Source organism: Sorangiineae bacterium MSr11367, from assembly GCA_037157805.1.
GTDB classification, from domain to species: domain Bacteria; phylum Myxococcota_A; class Polyangia; order Polyangiales; family Polyangiaceae; genus Pendulispora; species Pendulispora rubella.
Map to the genome: position 1 here is coordinate 11,686,119 of CP089983.1, position 22,739 is coordinate 11,708,857.

The window sequence follows — 22,739 nt, forward strand, 5'->3', positions numbered from 1 at the left end:
AATGAACAACGAATGGAGACGGAGTCGATGGAGGCAAACGTCACCCACGCCGACATCGTGGTGGTCGGTGGAGGCAGCGCCGGCTGCACTGCAGCCATTCACGCCCAGCAGCGGCTCCCGCGCGGACGCGTGGTCCTCCTGGAGAAGGCGCACATCAAGCGGAGCGGGGCCATCGCCATTGGCATGGATGGACTGAACAACGCCATCATCCCTGGATTTGCGACGCCCGAGCAGTACGTCAAAGAGATCACGATGGCCAACGATGGCATCGTGAACCAGAGGGCCGTCCTCGAATACGCCGTCAACAGCTACCCCATGATCGAGCAGCTGGACAAATGGGGAGTCAAATTCCAAAAGACGGAATCGGGTGCATTCGACGTCAAGAAGGTGCACCACAAAGGCGCCTACGTGCTTCCCATGCCGGAGGGCTACGATCTAAAAAAGATCCTCACCCGCATGGTCATGCGCAGCGGGGTCAAAATCGTCAATCGGGTGATGGCCACGCGCCTTTTGACCGACGGAGGACGCATCGCCGGGGTCATGGGCTTCGACGTGCGCGACGGCCACTTCGAGGTCATCGTGGCCAAGGCGGTGATCCTCTGCTGCGGGGCCTCGGGCCGTCTGGGCCTGCCCGCGTCGGGCTATCTCTACGGCACGTACGAAAACCCGTCCAACGCCGGCGACGGCTATTCCCTGGCCTACCACGCAGGCGCGGAGCTGACGGGCATCGAGTGCTTCCAGATCAACCCGCTCATCAAAGACTACAATGGCCCTGCCTGCGCCTACGTCACGGGCCCGCTCGGTGGCCACACGGTCAACGCCAAAGGGCATCGTTTCATCCAGAGCGACTATTGGAGCGGGCAAATGATGATGGAGTTCTACAAAGAGCTCCACTCCGAAAACGGCCCCGTCTACCTGAAATTGGATCACCTCGCCCCAGAAACGCTGACCGAGATCGAGCAGGTGCTCCACCGCACCGAGCGCCCGAGCCGAGGGCGCTTCCACACCGGCCGCGGGCACACTTACGGGGACGATTTGGTCGAGATGCACATTTCCGAGATTGGATTGTGCAGCGGCCATAGCGCCTCCGGCGTGTGGGTCGACGAGCGGGGCGAAACCACGGTCGAGGGCCTCTACGCGGCCGGCGACATGGCCTGCGTGCCGCACAATTACCTCTTGGGTGCGATGACCTACGGGCGCATCTGCGCCGAACACGCGCTGGGGCGCGTCGCGGGCACCGACGAACCGCGCATCGACGAGGACGCGGTGGCCGCCGAGCGCGCACGCATCTTCGAGCCGCTCGAAAGGCCCAACGGCATCCCGCACCATCAATACGAATACAAAGTTCGCCGCCTGGTGAACGATTACCTGCAGCCGCCGAAAACGGGGACGCGCATGGAGCTGGGCCTCACCTATTTCCGCCGCGCCGAGGGCGAGCTCGAGGAGGTGGGGGCGACCAATCCGCACGAACTGATGCGCGTCGTGGAATGCGCCTTCATCCGCGATTGCGCGGAAATGGCCGCCGTTGCGTCGCTGCACCGCCAAGAGAGCCGCTGGGGGCTTTACCATCACCGGCTCGACTACCCGAAGCTCGACAACGAGCGCTGGTTCGTCCACGTGAACGTCCGCAAGGGCGAGGACGGGCGCATGGCAGTGCTCGAGCGGCCCGTCGCACCGTACGTGGTGCCGATGAACGACGACGAATTGAAGGGCTACCACGGCCTTCGCATCCCCGTGTCCCCGAGTGAGGCGTCGCCATGAGAAATCTCGACAACCGCGAGCAGGTGAAGGCGGAACAGGCCAGGCACGTCGGCCGCGCGCAAACGTCGGTGCGACTCGACGTCCCCGTCGTGGTGGACCTCGGCAAGTGCATCAAAGGTTGCCGCATTTGCATCGATTCGTGCCCCGTCGATTGCCTCGCGGTCGACCCGAGCACGGGCAAGGCGCACATGAAGAATGACGAGTGCTGGTACTGCCTCGCCTGCGAGATCGACTGCCCGAAGGATGCCATCACCGTCAAAATTCCGTTTCTCTTGCGTTAGGAGCACGCGCTATGGCTCTCGAATCCGCGCCGTCTTTATTGTCCCGATTGGCGGATCCCGACGCGAGCATCCGCCAACTCGCGCTCATCGAGCTCGAATGGATCTCGTTGGACGATGCAGGGGACGTGGTCCTCGAAGCCATCGTCGCCAAGGTGCGCGATCCGGATCCCACGGTGCGTTCGCTCGCCGTGGCGCGCCTGGAAGATCTGGGCGATGCACGCGCGGTGCCGGCGCTGGTCGGCGCGCTGGAGGACGAGGACGAAAAGGTGCGTGAGACCGCCCTCACCGCGCTGCGGGAGTTTCGCACCGAGGCGGGCGCCGCGGCGCTGCTTCCGGGCATCGAGCACCCCAATGCGCAGGTGCGCGAGGCCGTGATCATCGCGCTGCGCGAGCACCGGGATCCGCGCGCCGTCGAGCCACTGCTGCGTGCGACGGCCGACGAGGCCCCGCGCGTGCGCCGCGAGGCGGTGGTGACCTTGGCGTACCTGCGCCGGCCCGAGTCCGTGTCCGCCCTGCGCGCGAGGCTGCGCGATTCCGAGGCATCCGTGCGCAAAGTGGCCATCGGCGCGCTCGATTTTTTCAATGCGCCCGCGCTGGTGCCGGACTTCATCGAGTCCCTGCGCGACGACGATTGGCAAGTGCGGCGTGAGGCGGCCATCGTCCTGGGCCGCTCCAAGGTCACGCCCCCCATCCTTGCCATCCCCGCCTTGCTCGAGGCCCTGGAAGATCGCTATTGGCAGGTGCGCAAAGAGGCCATCCTGAGCCTGGGCAAGCTCGGTGCGACGGTGGCCTCGGGCGCGCTCATCGCGCTGCTCCACGACGACACGCCCGACATTCGCAAGGCGGCCGCGCAATCCTTGGGCGAACTCCGGGCCCGCGGCGCCGCCCCCACCTTGACCCGCCTCGCCAACGACGCGGACGCCGAAGTGCGCAAGGCCGCGCGGCACGCGCTCGGGTTGCTGCTGGTGCTGGTGGTGTTCGTCCTCGGCGGCTGCAAACGCAGCGAAGGCGAAAAGCCGCAGGACGTGATTCGCGTTTCCATCGGGGTCCAGGACAGCACCATCAGCTGCGCCACCGGCGGCATTCTCGTGCGCGAGCTCGGTCTTCTGGACAAATACCTGCCCAAGACGGGCCGCTACGCGAATACCAAATACGAGGTGGAGTGGAAGAGCTTCACGTCGGGCCCGCCCATCACCACCGACATGGTCGCGGGCAAAATCGATATCGGTCTGATGGGCGACTTTCCATCCGTGGCCAATGCCGATGCCTTTCGCAAGCTGGGAAAGCACAGCTATTACACCGCCATCATCGCCGGCAGCGTGGAGGGCAGCGGCAATGCCGTATTGGTCCCCGCCGATTCCCCGGTGACCAGCCTGAGTGAGCTCAAAGGCAAACAGATCTCCGTCCCCTTCGGCTCCTCGGCCCACGGCACCCTGGTGAGGGCCTTGCGCGATCTCGGGTGGGATCCCGACAAAGACGTGACCCTGGTCTCGCAAGCCCCCGAGGTGGGCGGCTCCGCCCTGCGCGGCCACAAGATCGACGCGCACGCGGATTTCGTGCCCTACAGCGAGCTTTTCCCCTTCCGAAAATACGCGCGCAAGATCTACGACGGCGGCACGGCCCATGTCCCGACGTCCGTCGGCGTGGTGGTCCGCGACGAATTCGCCGATCGCTACCCGGAGGTCCTCGTCGGCTACCTCCGCGCAACCCTGGAGGCCGATCGCCTCTTCACCGAAGACCCCGAGAAGTACAGCGAGCTCGTGCAAAAGGTGTCGGGGGTGGACGCCGAAGTCGTTTACATGTTCCAAGGCCCATTGGGCATTCAGACCCGCGATTACACGCTCAAACCGGAATACCGCAAAGGCCTGGAAACCGCCGTTGCGACGCTCGCGCTTCTGAAAAAAGACTTGAACGTCGACGTGAACGCCTTCGTCGTCGACCGCTTCATCCGCCAGGCCGCCAAAGAATCGGGCCTCGACTACGACGCGCGCATTGGCAACTACGCGCCCCTGCCCGTCACCGGCATCGAGGCCACCGATCCCAAGCTCGTCGCCCAGATCTGGGTCAAGGACGAACCCAAGGTCCGCGCCTACGCCACCCTCGGTGCGGCGCTTGGCGCACTCTCCGAGCTCGCCGCGTCCGGCAAAGCGACCCGCGCCTTCTACGTCCACGACCGCAACACCGGCTCGAAGCTTTTCGCGGACTTCGCCTATTTCGTGCGGGCCGGAAGCGACGTTTCCGCCTTCCTCCTCAAGAACGATGCCGAAACCTGGTCCCGCAGCCATGGCGGCGCACCCGTCGTCGGGTTGGACGAACTCCGCACCAAACCGCTCCAGGCCGTCGCCAAGTAGACATCATGAACCGCCGCCCCCTCGTCCGAGTCGCCTCCGTCCTCGCGGCCATCGTCCTATGGCAAATCGTCTCCTCCCGGCACGTCGATGCGCGCTTCATCAACTTCGGCAATGTGCCCGCCCCCACCGACGTGGCGCAGGCCACCTGGGCCTTTTTGCAATCGCCGAAGGTATTTCACCATTTCAAAAATAGCATTTTGCGCGTCTTCACCGGATTTGGCCTGGCCACGGTCATCGGCATTGCCCTGGGCGTCGCCGTGGGCCGGTCCAAGCGGATCGCGGACATCGTCCTTCCCACCATCGAGACCCTGCGCCCCATTCCGGCGGTCGCCTGGATCCCCCTGGCGATCCTCATGTTTCCCACCACCGAGGGCAGCATCCTCTTCATTACCTTCATCGGGGCGCTCTTCCCCATCGTTTTGAACACGATCCACGGCATCGAAGCCCTCGATCCGCGTCTCGTCCTCGCCTCGCGCAGCTTGGGCGCCAAAACGTGGAGCGTCCTGCGCGAAATCGTCCTTCCGGGTGCGCTGCCCAGCATCGTCACGGGCCTGCGCCTCGGCATGGGCGCCTCGTGGCTTTGCCTGGTCACCGCGGAGATGATCGCGGGCCAATACGGCATTGGCTACTACACGTGGGAGTCGTACAACCTGCAGCGCTATCCCGATATCGTGGTGGGAATGCTCTTCATAGGCGTCTTCGGCATGGTGAGCAGTGCGCTCATCAACCGGCTCGGCATGTGGCTCATGCCCTGGTACCGCCCCAGCGAGGGAACGACATGAGCGCACGTGAGCACGACCTGGCCGGGGCCCGCGTCCAATTCCAAAATGCCACCCTGGCCTTCGGCCACGGCACGCGCCGCATCGAGACGGTGCACGACCTCACCTTGGACATCGCCCCGGCCGAGTTCTTTTGCATCGTCGGCCCCTCGGGTTGCGGCAAGTCCACGTTGCTCAAGGCCATCGCCGGCTACCACCGCCCCGAGCGCGGGGAGGTCCTCGTCGACGGCCGCCCCTCGAAGGAGCCCGGCCCCGACCGCGGCATGGTGTCGCAGCAGCACACGCTCTTTCCCTGGCGCACGGCCTTGGACAACGTCGCCTTCGGCCCGAAGATGCGCGGCATCCCTGCCCCCGAGCGACAAGAGGCCGCCGCGCGCCTCCTTGGAGAAATGGGCCTTTCCGGCTTCGAGCGGAGCTACCCGTCGCAGCTCTCCGGCGGCATGCAGCAGCGCGTGGAGATCGCACGCGCGCTGATCAACGAGCCCAAGGTCCTTCTCCTCGACGAGCCGTTCAGCGCCCTCGATGCCGAAACGCGGCGGGTGATGCAGGAGCTCGTGCTCTCCATCTGGCAGACGCGCAAGCTCACCGTCGTCTTCGTCACGCACGACATCGACGAGGCCATGTTCCTCGCCGATCGCATCCTCGTCCTGAGCCGCCGCCCCAGCGAGGTCCGCGCCGATCTCCCCGTCGCCTACGAAAGGCCGCGGACCCTCGACATCGCCGCCTCGGCGGACTTCGTGGCGATCAAGCGGCGTTGCTTGGAGCTCGTCCGCGAAGGCTCTAGCGGAGGAAAATTCGCTTTAGGTTAGAAGAATAACGGTACCCTCCTAAACGGAATATTACACCACAAGCGCCATATCCCGCCTAAATGCATATGATTTCGAAGACTTCGAAGTACGCTTCCGCACCCAATGTTGTGGAACCCACAACTCAGTTCACCGATCCATGAAATCACATCTTGACGCACCGTAGAACCGAGTGCTACCCGCTAATCTTTCCTTATTGTTAACCTTTTGACGGTTTCTTAGCGTTGATGAGGGTGGAAGGCGGAGTTGTCATGACACGGGAGAAGGAGCCCGCGTCATGTAGCCGAAGCGGGTCATAGGAAGCCGGAAACGACCGACTCCTACCGACTCGATTCGGACGGCACCCCTGCGCCCTGAATCGGCCAAATAAAGAGTTTCTGAGACGCATGCGCCGTCGCGCGCAGATGCGGAAGGGGTGCTCCATTGAGTAGTCTCAACTTTCGTCGAGTATTTCGTGGCGTAGGTCTTTTTGCCATTGTTGCTATCGCAACTGCTTGCCAGACATCTGAGGGGCAAGGTGAGGGGGGTAGTCCGCGACCCGCAGGAGGAGAGCGGTCCGGCGAGGATATTCAAGCTGCCTTGGATTCCATTCCGAATACACAAGTTCAGAATGTCGATGCAACCGGAGTGCCCAGCATCATCACTGGCAACTTCGGGACCAAGCAGGGCTCCGGCCTCACGGCGGACGACATTCACAATGTCGTCGCAGCCATTGCGCCGATCTTCCGCGCGAACGTCGACCAACTTGCTTTCAAGAACGCCCAGGTCGACGGCCAGGGCGATGAACACTTCCGCTTCACGCAGCAGAAGAATGGTCGCCCCGTCCTCGGCGGCGACTTGACGGTTCACGTCCGCAACGGCGTGGCCTACAGCGCGAACGGCACCGTCCGCGACGATCTCGATGCCCCGACCGCGGCGAAAATCTCCGCCGATCGCGCCATCGAAATCGCCAAGTCCCAGTACCCGACGATTACGGACATCGCCGGAACCGCGAAGGAGGGCGACCTCGTTTACCTCCGCGGGATCGACCGGCTCGACCTCGTCTACAACGTCACGGTCACCGGCACGAAGGCGGACCAGACGCCGATCAACGACTCGGTCTACGTCAACGCCTCCGACGGCCGCATTCTTCTCAGCGTCCCGCACGTCTACACCGCGAAGAACCGCGAGCTGCACGACGCGCAGAACACGCAGACCCTCCCGGGCGCGCTGGTTCGCGTCGAGGGCGGCGATCCCCACTCCGACGTCGTGGTGAACAACAACTACGACCGCCTCGGCACCACCTGGGACGCGTACAAAGAGCTCTTCAACCGCGACTCGTTCGACAACAACGGCGCGAAACTCGTCAGCACCGTCCACTACGGCGTCCAGTACGTCAATGCCTTCTGGAACAGCACCCAGATGGTCTACGGCGACGGCGACGGCGTGAACGCCTCCAACCTCGCCAACTCGCTCGACGTCACGGCGCACGAGCTCACCCACGCGGTCACCGAGAAGACCTCGAACTTGACCTACTCGGGTGAGTCGGGCGGCTTGAACGAGTCGATGTCGGACATCTTCGGCAACGTCGTCGAGTGGTACCGCGACGGCAAGGTCGTCAGCGCGAACACCTGGCTCGTCGGCGAAGACATCTGGACGCCGAACATCCCGGGCGACGCCCTCCGCTACATGGACGATCCGGCCAAGGACGGCGACTCGCTCGACTGGTACCCGGATTACTCGAGCGGCGTCGACGTTCACTACAGCTCGGGCATCTCGAACCTCGCGTTCTACCTGCTCTCGCAGGGCGGCAAGCACCCGCGCAACAAGTCGCAGAACGTCGTGACGGGCATCGGCGTCGCGAAGGCCGCGCAGGTCTTCTACCGCGCCAACACGACGCTCTTCCAGCCGTCGACGAACTTCGAGCAGGCCAAGGCCCTCACCATCCAAGCTGCGACGGACCTCGGCTACTCCACGGACGAAGTGGCCGCCGTCGACAACGCATGGAAGGCCGTCGGCGTGGGCATCCCGGAGCCGGAACCGGCATCGACGCTGCTCACCAACGGCGTGCCGGTGGAGAACATCGGCGGCGCCGCGCAGTCCAAGACCTACTACCGCCTCGAAGTGCCGGCAGGCCAGAACCTGACCATCTCGATCAGCGGCGTGAGCGGCCAGACGACGGGTGACGCGGACCTCTACACCAAGTTCGGCATCTGGCCGAAGACGAACCGCTACGATTGCCGCCCGTACAAGACCGGCAACAACGAGGAATGCAAGGTCGAAGGCACGCAAGGTGGCGTGTACTGGATCCTGCTCCACGGCTACTCGGCCTTCACGAAGGTCACGCTCACCGCGAAGTACGAGGCCCCGCCGCCTCCAGGCCGCCTCGTGATCAACGAGGTCGAGTACGACGAAGTCGGCTCGACGGACAAGCAGGAGTTCATCGAGATCCTCAACGTGGGTGGCCTCCCGGTCAACCTCGCGGATCACAAGCTCTATCTCGTCGACGGTGAGGGCAGCACGGGCGACACGCTCTACTCGATCGTCGACCTCTCGACGGCCGGCACGCTCAACCCGGGCCAGTACCTCGTCGTCGGCGACGCCGACGTCGCTGTCCCCGCGGGCGCGAAGAAGATCACGTTCCACGGTCTGTACAACCAGATCGAGAACGGCAATCCCGATGGCGTTGCCATTGCCACGTCCACGACGCTCGTCGACGTGCTCTCCTACGGTGGCCTCATCACCACCGCACCGCTCCCCGGCGTGGGCAACGTGAGTCTCGTCGAAGGCGCGCGCACCACGGCCAAGGATAGCAACACGGTGGTTCGCTCCCTGAGCCGCCTCCCCAACGGCACCGACACGAACAACGCCGCCTCCGATTGGAAAGCGACGCCGAACGTGACGCCCGGCGCTGCGAACAACTAGTTCGCACCATCTCGCGCCGGCTCGCACGAGCCGAGTCGGCGCGAAACCGTTAGGAAACAAAGAAACTCCCTTTCATGACGCTTTGCGGCGCTGAAAGGGAGTTTTCCTTTAATTGAGGGATTCCACTCTCGCGGGCAAGACAATGTCGGATTCAGGGAATGTTGCAGCCGCAAGCGATCAATTCGTCGGACGAATAGATGAATTGTACGCTTCATCATTTCAGAACTTGACCGATATGAAATGCACTGTTACGCCCGCTGTTCCTTAACGCTTCTTCAAGCAACTTCTTGTGATTCGCGTTGCGTATCGGCGCTGGTGAAGGGGAAGAGCGGTATATGTCCGACAGGGAGAGGGTAGATACCCCCCAGTCAAATTTTCGTCCCTAGCCCACAGACGAAAACAGACCTGCTGCTCGACTTTCATCCCGAGACACACATTGGACAGCGTGCAACCACCAGCACGCACAACCGGAACGGAAACGGAAGGGGTGCTCCATGCGTAGTCTCAAACTTGATCGTGCGTTTCGTCTCATTGGTCTCTTTGGTGTCGTTGCCTTGGCAGCAGCTTGCTCGGCGTCGGACCGCAGCGATGATGGGTCGGAGGGCAGTGGGCCGGATCAAAGCACTGCAAAGGAAGAAATTCGCGCTGCACTGAATGCTCTTCCTCAAGCCGAAGTCGTGGACAAGGATGCGTTGGGGATTCCGAGCTTCATCACCGGAAATCTCGGCGCTGCAGCAACGGGCAATCTGACCGAAGCTGACGTGCAGGGCGTGGTCGCGGCAGTTGCCCCGGCATTCCGCGCCAAGGTTGGCGAGTTGCGCTTCAAGACGGCGCAAGTCGACGACCTGAAGGACGTCCACTACCGCTTCACGCAATTCAAGAATGGTCTTGAAGTCATTGGCAGCGATTTCATCGTCCACACCCGCAATGGCGTCGCGTACGCGGCCAACGGCAATGTGCGCGGCGATCTCGCGGCACCGTCTGACGCGAAAATCTCCGCCCAGGCGGCGATCGCGAAGGCAGGCGGCCTCGCGGCTTCTTACGTCAACAATCTGTCTGCAAGCGCGCAGCCGGAACTCTTCTACTACCGGCAGGACGATCGCCTCGACCTCGTCTACAAGACCACGGTCAAAGGCACGGAGGCCAACGGCACCCCGATTGTCGACGACATCTTCGTCAACGCGGTCGATGGTTCGGTGGTCGCGCGTCATCCGCGCATCCACTCGGCCCGGAACCGCGAAGTCCACAATCTGAATCACGGCACGAGCCTCCCCGGACCGCTGGCGCGTTCGGAAGGCGGAGCCACGGTCTCCGACCAGACGGTCAATATCAACTACGACCACCTTGGAACGGTCTACGACGTTTACAAGAACGATTTCGGTCGTGACTCGTTCGACGGCGCCGGCGCCAAGCTGATTAGCTCCGTCCACTACAGCAACAACTACGTCAACGCGTTCTGGGACGGCACCCAGATGGTCTACGGCGACGGCAATGGCACCGACGCTTCGAACCTCGCCCACTCGCTCGACGTCACGGGCCACGAGCTGACCCACGCCGTCACCGAGCGGACCTCGAACCTCACCTACTCGGGTCAGTCCGGTGGTCTGAACGAGGCCACGTCGGACATCTTCGGCGCGTACATCGAATGGGTCCGCGACGGCCGCGGCACCCCGCAAAACAAGACGACGTGGACCGTCGGCGATGACGTGTGGACCCCCTCCATCCCCGACGACGGCCTCCGCTACATGTACGATCCGAAGAAGGACGGCAGCTCCATCGACTGGGCACCGGACTTCGCGAACCAGGACGTGCACTACACGTCGGGCGTTCCGAACCTCGCGTTCTACCTCCTCTCGGTGGGCGGCACGCACCCGCGCGGCAAGTCCAACATCAACGTCGCGGGCATCGGCATCGAGAAGGCCGCCCAGGTCTTCTTCCGCGCCAACACCACCATCTGGACCTCGGGCACCACCTATGCCCAGGCGAAGACGGGCACCGCGCAAGCGGCGCAGCAACTCGGCTACACGGCGGCGGAAATCGACTCCGTCAACAAGGCGTGGGAAGCGGTTGGCGTCGGAGCAACGACTCCCCTCCCCGATGCGACGACCCTCACCAACAACACGCCGGTCACGGGCATCAGCGGCGCGCGGCTTTCCAAGAAGTACTACAAGATCACGGTGCCTGCCGGCAGAACGTCGCTCAAGGTTACGACGGTGCCCGCCAGCGGCACCAACGATCCCGACGCAGACCTCTACGTCGCCAAAGACGCCGCGCCGACCACCACCCAATCCGGCAACAAGTCGGAATCGTCGACGAACACAGAGACGGTGACGATCAACTCGCCGGCCGCGGGGACGTACTACATCCTCGTCTACGGCTACAGCGACTTCTCCGGCGTCACGCTCAAGGCCGCGTACTGATCTAGAGAAGCAGCCTCCCTCGAGGAAGCCGCTGTGAACCCCCGGCCGCACCATAAGGGTGCCGTCGGGGGTTTTCATTTGACCCGCGGTCCCCCAGTCAACGCGGGAACCACAAATGATGTCGTGCCATCACCCAGGCCACGCCGAAGAGCGAGCTCTCGAGAGCTGAGCTACACTGGCACGCAGGATGTCGGCATCAGCAAGGAAATTGGTAGCAGGCGCTCTTTGGTTGCTCTTCGCGCTCGCGTTGTCTTGCGGTTCCGCGGACAATCCAACGGGACCCGGGCCGGACGCAGGCGCGGATCGCGGCGTGATTCCCGATCCAGATATCGTCGCGCCTGAACTCAGCTTTCGTGTCCCCGCCGATGGCGAAAAGAATGTTTCGACGAGGACCGCTATTCGGGCCGTCTTTTCCGAACCGGTCAAGTTTGGCGCGACTCCCCCCGTCCTCTCGGCCAATGGTGCCCCCATCCCGAGCAATGCCTCGCTCTCGAGCGATGCTACGGCCATGACCATCGTACCCTCCGAGGAGGTTCCGCTCCCGGCGGCGATGTCCGTAGATTTTGCTGGGGTCACAGACCTTCGGGGCAACGCGCTGATTCGTCCCCCGTGGAACTGGACGGTGCCGCTGTGGCTTCCCGTTGGGGCTCCTCTCGATTCAGGCACTTTCAAGTTTCCGTCCATAGCCGCTGGCCCCGGCGAAGGCGCTAACGTCCTGTCCGCGAATGCCAGAGATGCCGATGGCCTCTACGATCTCGTCCTGCATCGAATCGGAGCCCCCACAAGCACGTGGTCCCCAACTAGAACCTTGGCGGTCATGCAGTCGATGCGTGTAGACACGCTCGTCGATAACGACGGAGTCCTCGTAACCGCATTCTTGTCGAGCGATAACAAGGTGCGCGTTCTACGAAACGGTGAGGAATGGCCGGAGGGCTCCAGGTTCGCGTCCGTCAGCAATGCGGGCTTCGCACTCGGCTTGGATCCAGACGGCATGCTCTTCCTCGCATACGATATGCCGCGCGGGGATGAGGGCGGCACGGATGTCAATGTCGTGACCCTTCCGCGCGGAGCACAAAATTGGGTTCCCATGCGGCTTGTCAAGACGCCACCCGAAGAGAAGAGTTCGCATCTCCTGAGTCTCACCCTGGACAAGAGGGGCACACCGTATGTCGCCTACCTCGATGCATCTCCGTCGGAGCTTGCTCACGTCCGAGTCTGGACGACGAGCGAAGCGTGGGTCCCGCTTGGTAGTCCTCTGAACGGCGAAGGCGAGGAAGTGAAGCATGTGAGCATCGCGACAGACGACGCCGCAAATGTGTTTGCTTTGGTCAATTTTGCCGAACGGGTGCTGCCGAGGCATCGGGTCCAGATCCTCCGCCTCGAAGGCGCAAAGTGGATCGAATGCGGCCCCAAAATTGCGCAGGAGGATCTGGACAATCCGGCCTTCTTCGCACGCATGCAAAACGGGCATGTCTTTGCAAGCCTTGGTCTAGATCCCAATTTCGAGTTTCTCGATGTGACTCGAAACGGATGGACACGAATCCCGCCGCCGACCCTCGCCCCCGAGGGCAAGAGAGTTTCGGGAGCCATGGGAGGGATAGACCCCCAAGGCGTTCCCTTCATCGCGTGGACTGACTTCGAATCTGGGCGATTGCAGTTAGGACGTCTCAATCGATAGTCGGCCCCAGGTGCCAAGGAGGTAAGCCACCTCGGGACGCGTCCGCAGCGCCATACGGTACAGCCGGGAATTTTTCGTTTAGATTCTTCCGCAGCAGATGAGAACCACCACGGCAATCTCCTCGATGGCGGCAGTAGTGTTCCTGGCATTCGCCGCGCCTACCGCCTGCGGTTCTTCCGACAATACTTCGGCAACCGTCGACGCGGGGCCGGATGGCGAGGTGATTCCGGATCCGGACACCGTCCCTCCGCAGGTTGTCTTTCGAACACCGACCGACGGAGAGGCCAAAGTGGCGCTCAGGAAACCGATTCGAGCCACCTTCTCGGAGACGGTGAAGTTCGGCCCGCGCCCCGCCACGCTCCGAGCCGATGGAGTGGAGATCCCGTGCACGTTCACGCTCTCGGACAACGGCACGGTGATGACAATCACCCCGACAGCGGAACCGCCGGTCCCGGCCACGTTGTCCGTCGAATTTGGCGACGTCACGGATCTTCGAGGCAATCCACTCGTCAGGCCCCCTTGGACCTGGTCGGTTCCGCGATGGCTCGAGATCGGAAACAGCTTTCCGTCGGGTGGCCTGTATCCCATGCTCGCGGCCGGGCCGGGCGAGTACGTTCATGTTGCCGCATTGTTCGATGAACCGGCGCGCACGTTTCGGCTCTATCAAACCAGCACGCCCACCACGTCGTGGCGCGCGCTGGCGGACAGCAGGAATCCCACGCCGAACGCGACCATCGCCGTCGATGCCGACGGCAGCATCGTAGCTGCCTTCGCGAGCGAAAGCGGTGAATCCGTTTCTGTCGCGCGGTACACGACGAGCATCTGGAAAACCATCGGCGGGCCCTTTCCTCTGGCGATCAATGGAAGCTTTTCGCTCGCGTTCGACAAGCGAGGGACACTGATCCTAGCGTATGACGCTGCCGCCGGAGACGGAGCCGCCAACGTCATCGTGCAAGCCCTGGAACCGTTGGGTGAGCCTTGGCAATGGTCACAACTACGTAACAGCGTAAACGATCCTTCCACGGAGAAAGCCGCGTATTTTCAGTCGCTCACATTGAACTCCGAAGGCATTCCGTACGTTTCCTATCGAACCGAGCGGCCAGTCGCAGGTGAGGAAGGGACCATCTTGGAAGGCCACGTTCGCGCTTGGACGCAAGGTCAATGGCAACCCATCGGCGACTCCGTCAGCGCGCCCGACGAAGACGTGAGGTCGTTGATGGTCGCCGTGGATGCCACGTCCTCACCGTTCGCGATAGCTCAATTGTCGAATCGGTTTTTGCCCAAAGCGCAGATGCGCATTTTGCGCCTCGAGAACTCGAAGTGGACCCTCGTCGGGCCCGAACTCGAAGGGAGAAACAACTCCATGTTCTTCGGACGAATGCGAGACGGCCATTTGTTCGCCTACGTCTCCGTCGATGGAGACCTCCGCACATTGGACGTAGCACGCGAGGGATGGACGCGAATCCCCCTCGATGCCGTAGGGCCGTTCAACGGCGCTGCTGGCACCCTCGACCCCACGGGCATTCCGCTCATCGCGTGGATTACCGAGCCGGGGAACCTGAGTGTGCTGCGCTGGAATCGGTGACTCTCTCACCGGCGATGTCTCGATCACATTGCCGGCTAAAACTCTTGCGCCTGCTTCGGAAGGGTACTTTGGTTCCACAGAGGAGCCAGCTCCCCAGCGAAATATCGTTTACCGCTTTTCGCGCATAATCCTTTCGAACTCGACGACTGCATATTCTTCGGCCATCGTCCAAATATGACCGTCGCAGTAATCCACTTGGGCGCGAATGGCGCCGGGTGATACTCCTCGCTCCTGCGCGTCGTAGTCCTCTACTTGAAACGCCCAATACCGCAGACACTCTTCCTCCATGAGCGGACCGTAACGCTTCGGACGCCCCACCATTCACTCGAACTATGCATTGACCGAGATCGGGAGCTTGGATGCACTCACCTCCGTCGCCGGCGGCATCAACATGGCAGACAACCGAAAGCCGATCTCGGGGACAGCTTCAACGTCACCGAGAACGCGACCCTTCCCACGTGCCAACCGACGCGCCCCGCCGATCGTCTTGCGAGGGCGGGCCGTGATACGGCACCGATAGGACGCGGATCAGCAGCCGCCGCCTGGGCGGGCAGGTCGCACCGATTTCAAAAGCTGCTCGTCCAGCTGCTCGAAAATCGCGGGCCCGCCCATCACGTTGCCCAGATGGCGGGCCGCGGTGATCCCCTCGCCGAGGAGCGATGAGGTGTTTTCCAAACTACCGCCCTGCCCCTCGCCCACGGTGAGGATGCGGTAGCTGCAGTCGCCCCCGTCCACCACCCACCGCGTGATGGTCCCGATGAAGGGGTGATTCCACTGGGTCGTGTTGCGCGCCCAGCCGTCGCCGCGCTCGAAGGTGACGCAGCCCACGGGCAAGTTGAAAACCGGGTCGACGACCCAGCCCTTCGTCGCGTTGGGATCGTCGCCATCGCCGCGCAGGGCCGGGGCGGTGGGGCCGTTGAAGCGCTGGAGGGCGGCGTTGGCCTCTTCCCATGTCGTCCCGGCGGGGAGTCGTTCGCTGATGAGCGCATAGCGATGGGAGCCGGAGGATACATTCTCGAACAGTGTGCCCGTGCTCGCGGTGCGCGTGTCGTGGGTAGCGCCCTGAGCGAACTCCCCCGAGCGAAAGACTCCGCGCTCGAAGTTCGCGCCCGGCGATTGTGCCCCTGGAATGGCGCCGCTCCCGGCCTCGTTGGCCTCGCACGTCGTGAGTAGCTCGATGGGGCGCTCGATGAGACGCATCACGCGCTCGCCCACGGAGACCTCGCTCGCAAGCGGCCGCGACTCCTCCATGAGTTGGCTGCCGCCGTTCACGAGCCCCTCGCCCAGCGTACGGATCGGCATGCCCGCAGGTGTGAGCGACGGCAGCTTCTGCGCGACGCGGCGCTGGAACGGGAACGAGCGCGTTGTCCGCGTGCGATCGTCCGTCAAGGTGAGCTCGGCCCCGGCGACGACGTAACGCCCCCATTCGCCACACGCGTCGATGTCCGCGGAAACGCGGCACTCGGGCATGTTTTTCCAAAGCCAATAGCGCTGGTCATCGAAAAAGGAGAGAAGGGCCATATCGCCCTTTCCGTCGATGGCGTCCATGGAATAGACACCGCGCACACCGGCTTCGGCGCCGTCGCGCTCCTCCTCGTTCGTGCGGCATCCCGCATAGCCTGCGGGTACGAGGGTGAGCGCTGCAAGCAGCATGGCCACGCGTCCGGCGATGTCTCCCCAGATTCCCTTTCTCATTCCGCCCCCTCACTCCTTTGCAGGGTGCGGACGAGCGTGCAATCTTCCCGCCACGGTGTTCTGCGCACCGCAGCCGCACATATCTGCGGCATTCGCGCACTCAGCGCGGGCGCGGGCGGAACTCGGCGTTCCGCGGCGGAACGCCCGATTCCATCCGACACGGCTCGGGCTAATGCGACCCCATGGCCGACATCGCGCCAAAGACCACCGCGCCGACCGCGATCAGTGCGTAGGCAACGATCATGAGCAAGGCGGCAATGCCGCAGAATTTCCAAAACGACTTCTGATGCCCCAGCGCGAGTCCCAAATCGGCGGGAGAACGGCTGGTCACGAGGTTGGAGATGCTGCTCGCGTACTTCGTCAATTTGAAGGCAGGGTAAACATAGATACCGCCAATGGGCAGATAGAACACCCCCAAGAGCGCGACGTTGAATGGCGGCTTCGCGCCCGCCGAGTTCTCGGGCATGAAGGCTCCCACCGCGACCATTCCAAGTCCGATGAGCAGCATGAACCCCGCGGCGATGAACATCATGATGCCGACGACCAGCACCCATGGCCGTGTTTGCCGAAGGGTCTCGATGGCCAGATCGCTCACGGGCGCCGGATACGGCGACGCCCCGTACGCGTTGGGGTGCGCCCCCTCGTGCATGTAGCTCACCGGCGCCTGGTACGGGTTGCTCGGGTTGGGAGCGTTCATCGTCGCCCAACGTACGCGGGTGCTTGCCTCGTCGCAATCGACGTCATCGCAGAAGCGCGGCGCTCGTGGCCACGCAATCAGAGCCTCAGAGCGCCTTTTCGAGCTCAGTCGCGGCGGGCAGTTGCCCAAAGTTGCGAAATTGACCTTCGGCAATCGCAGCCAGCGTGAGGTCTTCGCCGCCGAGCAACACGCCACGCAGAAAGACCTGGGGGAACGTTGGCCAGCCGCTCCAGAGCTTGATGGCGAGCCGCTTCTTCCAGCCCGAGAAGTAGCTGCCATACTCCAGGTACGTAAAGGCGATGCCCGCAGCGGTGAGCGCTTTCCGGACCTTTTTGACGTGCGGGTTCTGCGCCATCCCCACGACGACCACCGGCGAGGTGCCCATCGCGTGCTCCACCTCACGAATGACGTCCGCATGAAACGCGGACATCTTGTGAAGTGCCGCCGGGGCGATCCGCGCCGGATCGAGGTACGGTTTTTCAGCTCGGGAGCCGTCGGTGGGAGGTGCCATGGACCGCTATCTTAGGCCCGCACCGCCGTTCGGCAGCCCCACGCGAGGACGATTCACGAATCTTCACACTCTCACCAATCGCCCCGCCCCACGGTAAACCTCCCGCATGATTCTCATCGCATTACCGCGGCGGAAAAAGTTCAGGGAATTGTGACGAAGGAACAGTGGCGCAATCGTCATAGCTGCACTCCCAGTTTACGTCGCGACCCACGCGGCATTTTTGCGAGGCGGTGACCGGATCGCCGGAGAATTGGTGCACGTGCACGTTGCGAAATCGATCTTCGATGCAGCTGGCAATCAATGTCCCGACCACGGACAACGGCTGATCGACGTGGGCGACGAGCGCGTGGCCATCTTGCTCGAACGTCGTCGTGACCACCACGGCCACGGGAAAACCATTGTAGCAATTGCGAACCGTCTCGCAGGCCGCCACCAACGCGTCGGATGCGCTGGTGCGATCGAACGGGATCTCGACCGCGCCGCGATCCCGTGGGGCGCCGCTCGGCGCGGCTTCGGGGTCAATCGTGAATACCGTTTCATCGAATTTGGCGAGGTTGACCGCGGCGCTGCCCACGCCGCGGTTGGCGCTGGAGCCACCGCACGCCGTGACCACCGAAAGGAACAATCCGAACAGCGCGGCCGAATCCTTTTTCATGGCACTCCTGGAATGCGCTGGTCGAGAACGACCGATTCCCGAGCGGTCAGGAATGACCCGGACGCGAAAAAAGTGCTTAGCTCAACCGCAACGCATACGCATCGGTTCATCGCTCGGTCGTGTCCTCGTCGGCAGCTCCAGGTCCATCGGCCGGACACGGCGGCGAGTTGCGAAGAGAATACGTCCCACGTTTACCTGCACGTCACGAGAGACGCGCCACTGTCGGCGCGATACTCCGGATTGGCCGCGCGCGGTCTCGCTCAGCCCCGCGGGGGCTCGCTGCGTTTCAAGGCGCGTTCCAGCTCGCCGCGTGCGGTGCGGAGGCGGTTGTAGACGAGGCTTTCCGAGATTTCGAACGTGCGCGCGATCTCGGAGACGGGCTGCTCTTCGATCTCGTAAAGAACGAGCACCGCGCGGCGGTCGAGCGGAATCGTCGAGAGCGCAACATCGAGGCGGGCAAGGCGCTCACGGCGCGAGATGGCCCCGGTCTGCTCTGCATGAACCGTGAGAAGCGCCATGGCCTCTCCGCCGTCCGCATCCTCCGGGTGACGCCGCCGATGGCGCCGCGCGTCGGCGGCTACGCGCAGCGCGATCTGAAAGAGCCAGGCGCGCGCTCCGTAGCCATGATCGACGAATTCGGTGAACCGGCGGTGGGCGATGACGAAGACCTCCTGGGCCCTGTCCTCGACGTCTTCCTCGCGCACGCCGAGGCGGCGCAAGTTGCGGTGAATGAAGTGGACCTCGTTGTCATAGAGACTGCGAAAGCTGGGTGCGACAGAACGAGACAAGGCCGCATCACTGAGCATGGATGATGAGCATTCGCTAACACGCCACGTCCATCGACGCTAGCGAAGCGTGATCTCCCTTGGAGTTCACACATACCGCAGTTTTTTTCGTGCGATTTGCGACACCTCCCTGTCGGCGTGGTGCCATCAGCAGACATGTGATCGTCGCGGCCCCACAACCGAACGGATGCGCTTGTCGGCGCGCGAGAAATGCGCGTGGCAACCGCAGCCACCGTGCCGGCCGCAACGACCACGGGTGGCCAGCAACGACTACGAACTTTTCACGCGCGCATTCGCTCCCAAGAAACGGAAGCTCGTCACCGCATACCGAATGGCATCACGCACCGCCTCGGGCGCTATTGGCTTTTTCAATACCGGAACATCGAGCCGCTGCAGGGCAGCGTGGGTAATACCGGTCAAGAAGATGAATCGAAATCGCCAACTCGGATCGGTCGTGCGCAACGTTTGATACAGCTCCAATCCCTTTTCGCCGCGCAAGAACTCGGAAACGATGACGTCGGGCGGAGGCTCGGCGCGGGCACTGCGCAATGCTTGTTGGACGGAAACGACATATTCGGCTTCCATCTCTTCGACGACGACGGACTTGCGATAAAACGAATGCGATGCGGGATCGTCGTCCACGAAAAGGATACGGCAACGCAAACCCGGCGCCTTGCGTGCGGAAAGCGTCGTTTGCGGATCGAATACCCCGCTCGTGCGCACGGTGCCGCTCGAACGCGTGCGCTGGCCATTCAACCATGCGGTGACTTCGCGCACGAGGTGCGTGAGGTCTGGGCTCTTTTGAATGTAGCCATCCGCCCCGCAGGCCAAAACCTTGAGACGAAGTGTCGGCGCAGGCAGGTTCGAGTGAAGCAGTACGATCGTCTCGGGGCGCGTGTCGGCGCGCGAGAGGATTCTTGCGATGGCGTCTGCCGTGAGCCCACCGTCTCCCGCAGACGAAGAAGAAGCAACCGATGCCCCAGGCCCCGCTCCTGCTTTGGGGGCCGCTCCTGGAATGGCATTGGTGTCCAGCAAAACGAGATCGGGCCTGACCCGAAGTACGGCCGATACCGATCCCTGACGCCCGTGACGTGTGAGAACGCGACAGCCCGCGGTACTCAATGCTCCGCGGATTTGTTCCAGATCCGATTCACTGTCGCCGATGACCAAGACGGTGTGCCCTGCGCCATTCAACGTGCCACCTCCCCGCATGCCCCCCATCGGCGAGCGCACTCAGGCCAACAACGCCCATGCACTTGGCCGACGGAGAGGAGCCCCTCCATCCATCCATCCCGTATTCGACCCTTACAAGCCTACAGCCGATCCTGCCTCACCACCGATGAAAGCACCTTCAGAATGAATACAGTGCGCACGCGCAGCCGCGACGCAACCTCTACTGCAACATTCTCTCGATACGGTGCTGCTACCCGGGTCGGTATTCGACCTCGCGGGCAGGCTCGGAGCAGAATTTTCGACCTCCCGAGGCCCGATGTGCGGGCCTCCGTCTTCACGCGAAGCCGAAAGGGGAGGGATTCAAGCCGTTGCCGAACGGGATCCTACTTGGAATTAATGAAGTGAAGTTGGCACTTGGAAAATCACGGTTCCGTCGAACCGGGCATCTTCTTCACTTCGTCGCGTGCGACCTTCCACGCGCGCTGCACCACCCAGGAGAGCGAGCGTTGAAGCCGTGTCGCCTCTTGCTGAATTTCGACGAGCATCGACTCAGGGAAGTACAAGCTTTGCTTTCGCTTCTCGGATTTCGATTCGGTGGACATGGCGTGAGCTACTTTAGTACGGCGCGAGCGAAGATCCTACCCTTCATCACGGTCCACTCGGCAACGTGAAGAAAAAGGTGGTGCCCGTCGCGCCTGTTTCCGCCCAGAAGCGCCCACCGTGTGCCATCACGATGGCCTTGGCGATCGCAACACTTAAGCCGATGGCGTGACCATCGCGGTCGCGCTGGCGCGTATTTCCAGCGAGCAGTCGGTCGAGCTGTTCGCGCGGTATGGATTGCCCTTCATCGCCGACACCGATTTTGACTTCGCCGGGCACCGACTCGAGGTGCAAGGTGATGCGCCCCGCACGTGGCGTGACGCGCACCGCATACGCGATGAGGCGCGACAGGACATGCACGATGCGCCGCCGATCGCAGGTGACCGATAGCCGCGGTGCAGCACCGCGCATCAAGGTGAGGCCCTTCTCGGCGATGGCCGAGCGGTTCATTTCCACGGCCTCGAGGACGACGGCCGAGGGGTCATGTTGCTTCGTGTCGAAGGCCACCGTGCCGGCCTCGAGCTGCGCCAGGTCGATGAAGCTTTGGAGGAACGCGAGCATGCGCTCGGAGGTGCGCCAGACATTTTCCAGGCGCTGTCGGTCCACGTGCGATTCCTGAGGAACCGTCTTGAGGAGAATGCCCACGTCGTTGATGACCGAGGCCAACGGATTTTTCAAATCGTGCGAGAGGACGTCGAGCAAGTCCTCCTTCATGCGAACGGAGCGCTCCGCGTCGCGATAGAGCCACGCGTTCTCGATGGCCAAGCTGGCCCGGCGCGCGAGCTCCTCGGCGAATTCGCGGTCGCTGGGGCCATATCGGCGGTTGGAGGCCGTGGAGCCCAGCGAGAGGGCGCCCACGACGGCGCCGCGCGCGAACAGGGGCACGTGGATCATCGAGCGAAGCTCGAGGCGGCGGAAGATGGCGAAGAGCTCGTCGTCGTCTTGGCCGAAATCGCGTGAGGCCGTGCGGGCGGCGAGGACCTCGGACAGCTCCGTGGTCAGTTCGCTTTCGCCCGTGGCCATGACCCGACCCGGGCCGATGGAGTCGTCGGGACGCGGCGGCCGTTGGTGGGCGAGCTGCCAGGCGATGGCCACCTTCGACGGGTCGGAGTGGGCGAGTTCGAGGCGATGGATGTCGGCCAGCGATTCACCGGTCAGGTCGACGGCGAAGAAGTCCGCGACCTCGGGCACGGCGATTTTCGCCAGACTGGCCAAGGTGGATTCGTAGTCGAGCGACGAGGCGAGCACGCTGCTGGCCTCCGCGAGAAAGCGAATCTGCACCTCGACGCGCTTGGTCTCGGTGACGTCGAGCACCGCGCCGGCCATGCGGATCGGGGTGCCGCGCCCATCCCACTCGGCCTGGCCGCGCGCCGAACAGGTGCGGTAGTCGCCCTCGGGGCCGCGCACGCGGAAGGTCACGAGGAAGGGCGCGCGGCGATCGAGGTGCGCTTGCAGGGCGGCGGAGACCCGCGGGCGGTCCTCCGCGTGGACGCGTGCCATGAAGGCATCGAGGCTGCCGCGCATCGCTTCGCGGGCCACACCGAGGATGGCCAGCATGCGGTCCGTGTACTCGACGGTGCCGGCGCGGATGTCCCAGAACCACAGGCCATCTTCGGCGGCTTCGGCGAGGAGCCGGTGCCCCGCCATGCTCTCGTGAAGCGCGGTGTGGGCACTCTTCGCCTCGTCGGTGAGCCGCTGGACGAGCTCTCGCAGCTCGTGGACCTCGATTTCGAGCTCGCGCCCTCGCTCCGCCGATGCCGGAACGACGCTTACGCGAGACTCGGCCTTGTCGCGATCGGCGGAGTTGCCGCCATCTTCTTCGCGTTCGGGCGATGCGGATTCCTTCTTCGGGCTCAATTCGAACATGGGTGAGGTGTGCCGTCAGCCGCCAATTCTTGCTGATGACCGCGACGCCGCGCTCGTCGCGTGCCCGCGCAGGAACTTCCACGCGGGCGACGTGTCCAAGTTGGAAATGGGCAGAACCTGACGCCGAGACGGACCTACTCCTATTTAACCACGGCACGGCGCCGCGCGCCGCGCCGTTCTTGCAATTTGCTA

Annotated in this window: 17 protein-coding genes; 9 read left to right on the forward strand and 8 right to left on the reverse strand. The window is 63.3% G+C overall.

The window, feature by feature from the left end:
* Window positions 1–12 precede the first annotated feature (12 nt).
* From LVJ94_45430 to LVJ94_45470, 9 genes are all read left to right on the forward strand, one after another.
* The gene (locus LVJ94_45430; GenBank protein ID WXB04137.1) at window positions 13–1,761 is read left to right on the forward strand and encodes a fumarate reductase/succinate dehydrogenase flavoprotein subunit; all 1,749 of its coding nucleotides are present in this window, start codon (window positions 13–15) and stop codon (window positions 1,759–1,761) included.
* Complete coding sequence (locus LVJ94_45435) at window positions 1,758–2,042, forward strand: ferredoxin family protein (GenBank protein ID WXB04138.1); 285 nt, start codon at window positions 1,758–1,760, stop codon at window positions 2,040–2,042. Before LVJ94_45430 ends, LVJ94_45435 begins: the two co-directional genes overlap by 4 nt.
* 11 nt (window positions 2,043–2,053) lie before the next feature.
* A complete protein-coding gene (locus LVJ94_45440; protein ID WXB04139.1) occupies window positions 2,054–4,393 on the forward strand; it encodes a HEAT repeat domain-containing protein in 2,340 nt (779 codons plus the stop codon).
* A gap of 5 nt (window positions 4,394–4,398) precedes the next feature.
* Complete coding sequence (locus LVJ94_45445; GenBank protein ID WXB04140.1) at window positions 4,399–5,175, forward strand: ABC transporter permease; 777 nt, start codon at window positions 4,399–4,401, stop codon at window positions 5,173–5,175.
* Entirely contained in the window at window positions 5,172–5,981 is an 810-nt protein-coding gene (locus LVJ94_45450; protein WXB04141.1) for an ABC transporter ATP-binding protein, read from the forward strand. The genes LVJ94_45445 and LVJ94_45450 overlap by 4 nt, the downstream gene beginning before the upstream one ends.
* 624 nt (window positions 5,982–6,605) lie before the next feature.
* Window positions 6,606–8,882: a M4 family metallopeptidase gene (locus LVJ94_45455; GenBank protein WXB04142.1), complete on the forward strand. Its 2,277-nt coding sequence runs from the start codon at window positions 6,606–6,608 to the stop codon at window positions 8,880–8,882.
* A 677-nt stretch (window positions 8,883–9,559) separates the two neighbouring features.
* Window positions 9,560–11,302 carry a M4 family metallopeptidase gene (locus tag LVJ94_45460; protein WXB04143.1) on the forward strand — a complete coding sequence of 581 codons (1,743 nt, stop codon included), beginning with the start codon at window positions 9,560–9,562 and terminating at the stop codon, window positions 11,300–11,302.
* 310 nt (window positions 11,303–11,612) lie between these two features.
* Window positions 11,613–12,980 (forward strand): Ig-like domain-containing protein, encoded by a 1,368-nt coding sequence (locus LVJ94_45465; GenBank protein WXB04144.1) that lies wholly within the window; start codon window positions 11,613–11,615, stop codon window positions 12,978–12,980.
* A gap of 136 nt (window positions 12,981–13,116) precedes the next feature.
* Window positions 13,117–14,565 carry an Ig-like domain-containing protein gene (locus LVJ94_45470; GenBank protein ID WXB04145.1) on the forward strand — a complete coding sequence of 483 codons (1,449 nt, stop codon included), beginning with the start codon at window positions 13,117–13,119 and terminating at the stop codon, window positions 14,563–14,565.
* A gap of 528 nt (window positions 14,566–15,093) precedes the next feature.
* Here LVJ94_45470 and LVJ94_45475 read toward each other — a convergent pair.
* From LVJ94_45475 to LVJ94_45510, 8 genes are all read right to left on the reverse strand, one after another.
* Entirely contained in the window at window positions 15,094–16,260 is a 1,167-nt protein-coding gene (locus tag LVJ94_45475; protein WXB04146.1) for a hypothetical protein, read from the reverse strand.
* 169 nt (window positions 16,261–16,429) lie between these two features.
* Complete coding sequence (locus LVJ94_45480; protein ID WXB04147.1) at window positions 16,430–16,957, reverse strand: hypothetical protein; 528 nt, start codon at window positions 16,955–16,957, stop codon at window positions 16,430–16,432.
* 85 nt (window positions 16,958–17,042) lie between these two features.
* Window positions 17,043–17,468, reverse strand: a complete 426-nt coding sequence (locus tag LVJ94_45485) for a glutaredoxin (GenBank protein WXB04148.1) — start codon at window positions 17,466–17,468, stop codon at window positions 17,043–17,045.
* A 121-nt stretch (window positions 17,469–17,589) separates the two neighbouring features.
* Window positions 17,590–18,123, reverse strand: a complete 534-nt coding sequence (locus tag LVJ94_45490) for a hypothetical protein (protein ID WXB04149.1) — start codon at window positions 18,121–18,123, stop codon at window positions 17,590–17,592.
* A 260-nt stretch (window positions 18,124–18,383) separates the two neighbouring features.
* On the reverse strand, window positions 18,384–18,911 hold the full coding sequence (locus LVJ94_45495; GenBank protein ID WXB04150.1) for an RNA polymerase sigma factor: 528 nt from the start codon (window positions 18,909–18,911) through the stop codon (window positions 18,384–18,386).
* Window positions 18,912–19,178: 267 nt separating this feature from the next.
* Window positions 19,179–20,120, reverse strand: coding sequence for a response regulator (locus LVJ94_45500; GenBank protein WXB04151.1), 942 nt, complete (start codon window positions 20,118–20,120; stop codon window positions 19,179–19,181).
* A gap of 383 nt (window positions 20,121–20,503) precedes the next feature.
* Entirely contained in the window at window positions 20,504–20,683 is a 180-nt protein-coding gene (locus tag LVJ94_45505) for a TIGR04563 family protein (protein WXB04152.1), read from the reverse strand.
* Between the two features lie 46 nt (window positions 20,684–20,729).
* Complete coding sequence (locus LVJ94_45510) at window positions 20,730–22,547, reverse strand: PAS domain-containing protein (protein ID WXB04153.1); 1,818 nt, start codon at window positions 22,545–22,547, stop codon at window positions 20,730–20,732.
* Window positions 22,548–22,739 lie beyond the last annotated feature (192 nt).

What these genes read in the sequence shown, in the direction of transcription:
- LVJ94_45490 (WXB04149.1), bottom strand. Translation starts at nt 18,123, where the DNA reads ATGAAAAAGGATTCGGCCGCGCTGTTCGGATTGTTCCTTTCGGTGGTC.
- LVJ94_45435 (WXB04138.1), top strand. Translation starts at nt 1,758, where the DNA reads ATGAGAAATCTCGACAACCGCGAGCAGGTGAAGGCGGAACAGGCCAGG.
- LVJ94_45430 (WXB04137.1), top strand. Translation starts at nt 13, where the DNA reads ATGGAGACGGAGTCGATGGAGGCAAACGTCACCCACGCCGACATCGTG.
- LVJ94_45485 (WXB04148.1), bottom strand. Translation starts at nt 17,468, where the DNA reads ATGGCACCTCCCACCGACGGCTCCCGAGCTGAAAAACCGTACCTCGAT.
- LVJ94_45440 (WXB04139.1), top strand. Translation starts at nt 2,054, where the DNA reads ATGGCTCTCGAATCCGCGCCGTCTTTATTGTCCCGATTGGCGGATCCC.
- LVJ94_45500 (WXB04151.1), bottom strand. Translation starts at nt 20,120, where the DNA reads ATGCGGGGAGGTGGCACGTTGAATGGCGCAGGGCACACCGTCTTGGTC.
- LVJ94_45475 (WXB04146.1), bottom strand. Translation starts at nt 16,260, where the DNA reads ATGAGAAAGGGAATCTGGGGAGACATCGCCGGACGCGTGGCCATGCTG.
- LVJ94_45450 (WXB04141.1), top strand. Translation starts at nt 5,172, where the DNA reads ATGAGCGCACGTGAGCACGACCTGGCCGGGGCCCGCGTCCAATTCCAA.
- LVJ94_45445 (WXB04140.1), top strand. Translation starts at nt 4,399, where the DNA reads ATGAACCGCCGCCCCCTCGTCCGAGTCGCCTCCGTCCTCGCGGCCATC.
- LVJ94_45505 (WXB04152.1), bottom strand. Translation starts at nt 20,683, where the DNA reads ATGTCCACCGAATCGAAATCCGAGAAGCGAAAGCAAAGCTTGTACTTC.
- LVJ94_45510 (WXB04153.1), bottom strand. Translation starts at nt 22,547, where the DNA reads ATGTTCGAATTGAGCCCGAAGAAGGAATCCGCATCGCCCGAACGCGAA.
- LVJ94_45480 (WXB04147.1), bottom strand. Translation starts at nt 16,957, where the DNA reads ATGAACGCTCCCAACCCGAGCAACCCGTACCAGGCGCCGGTGAGCTAC.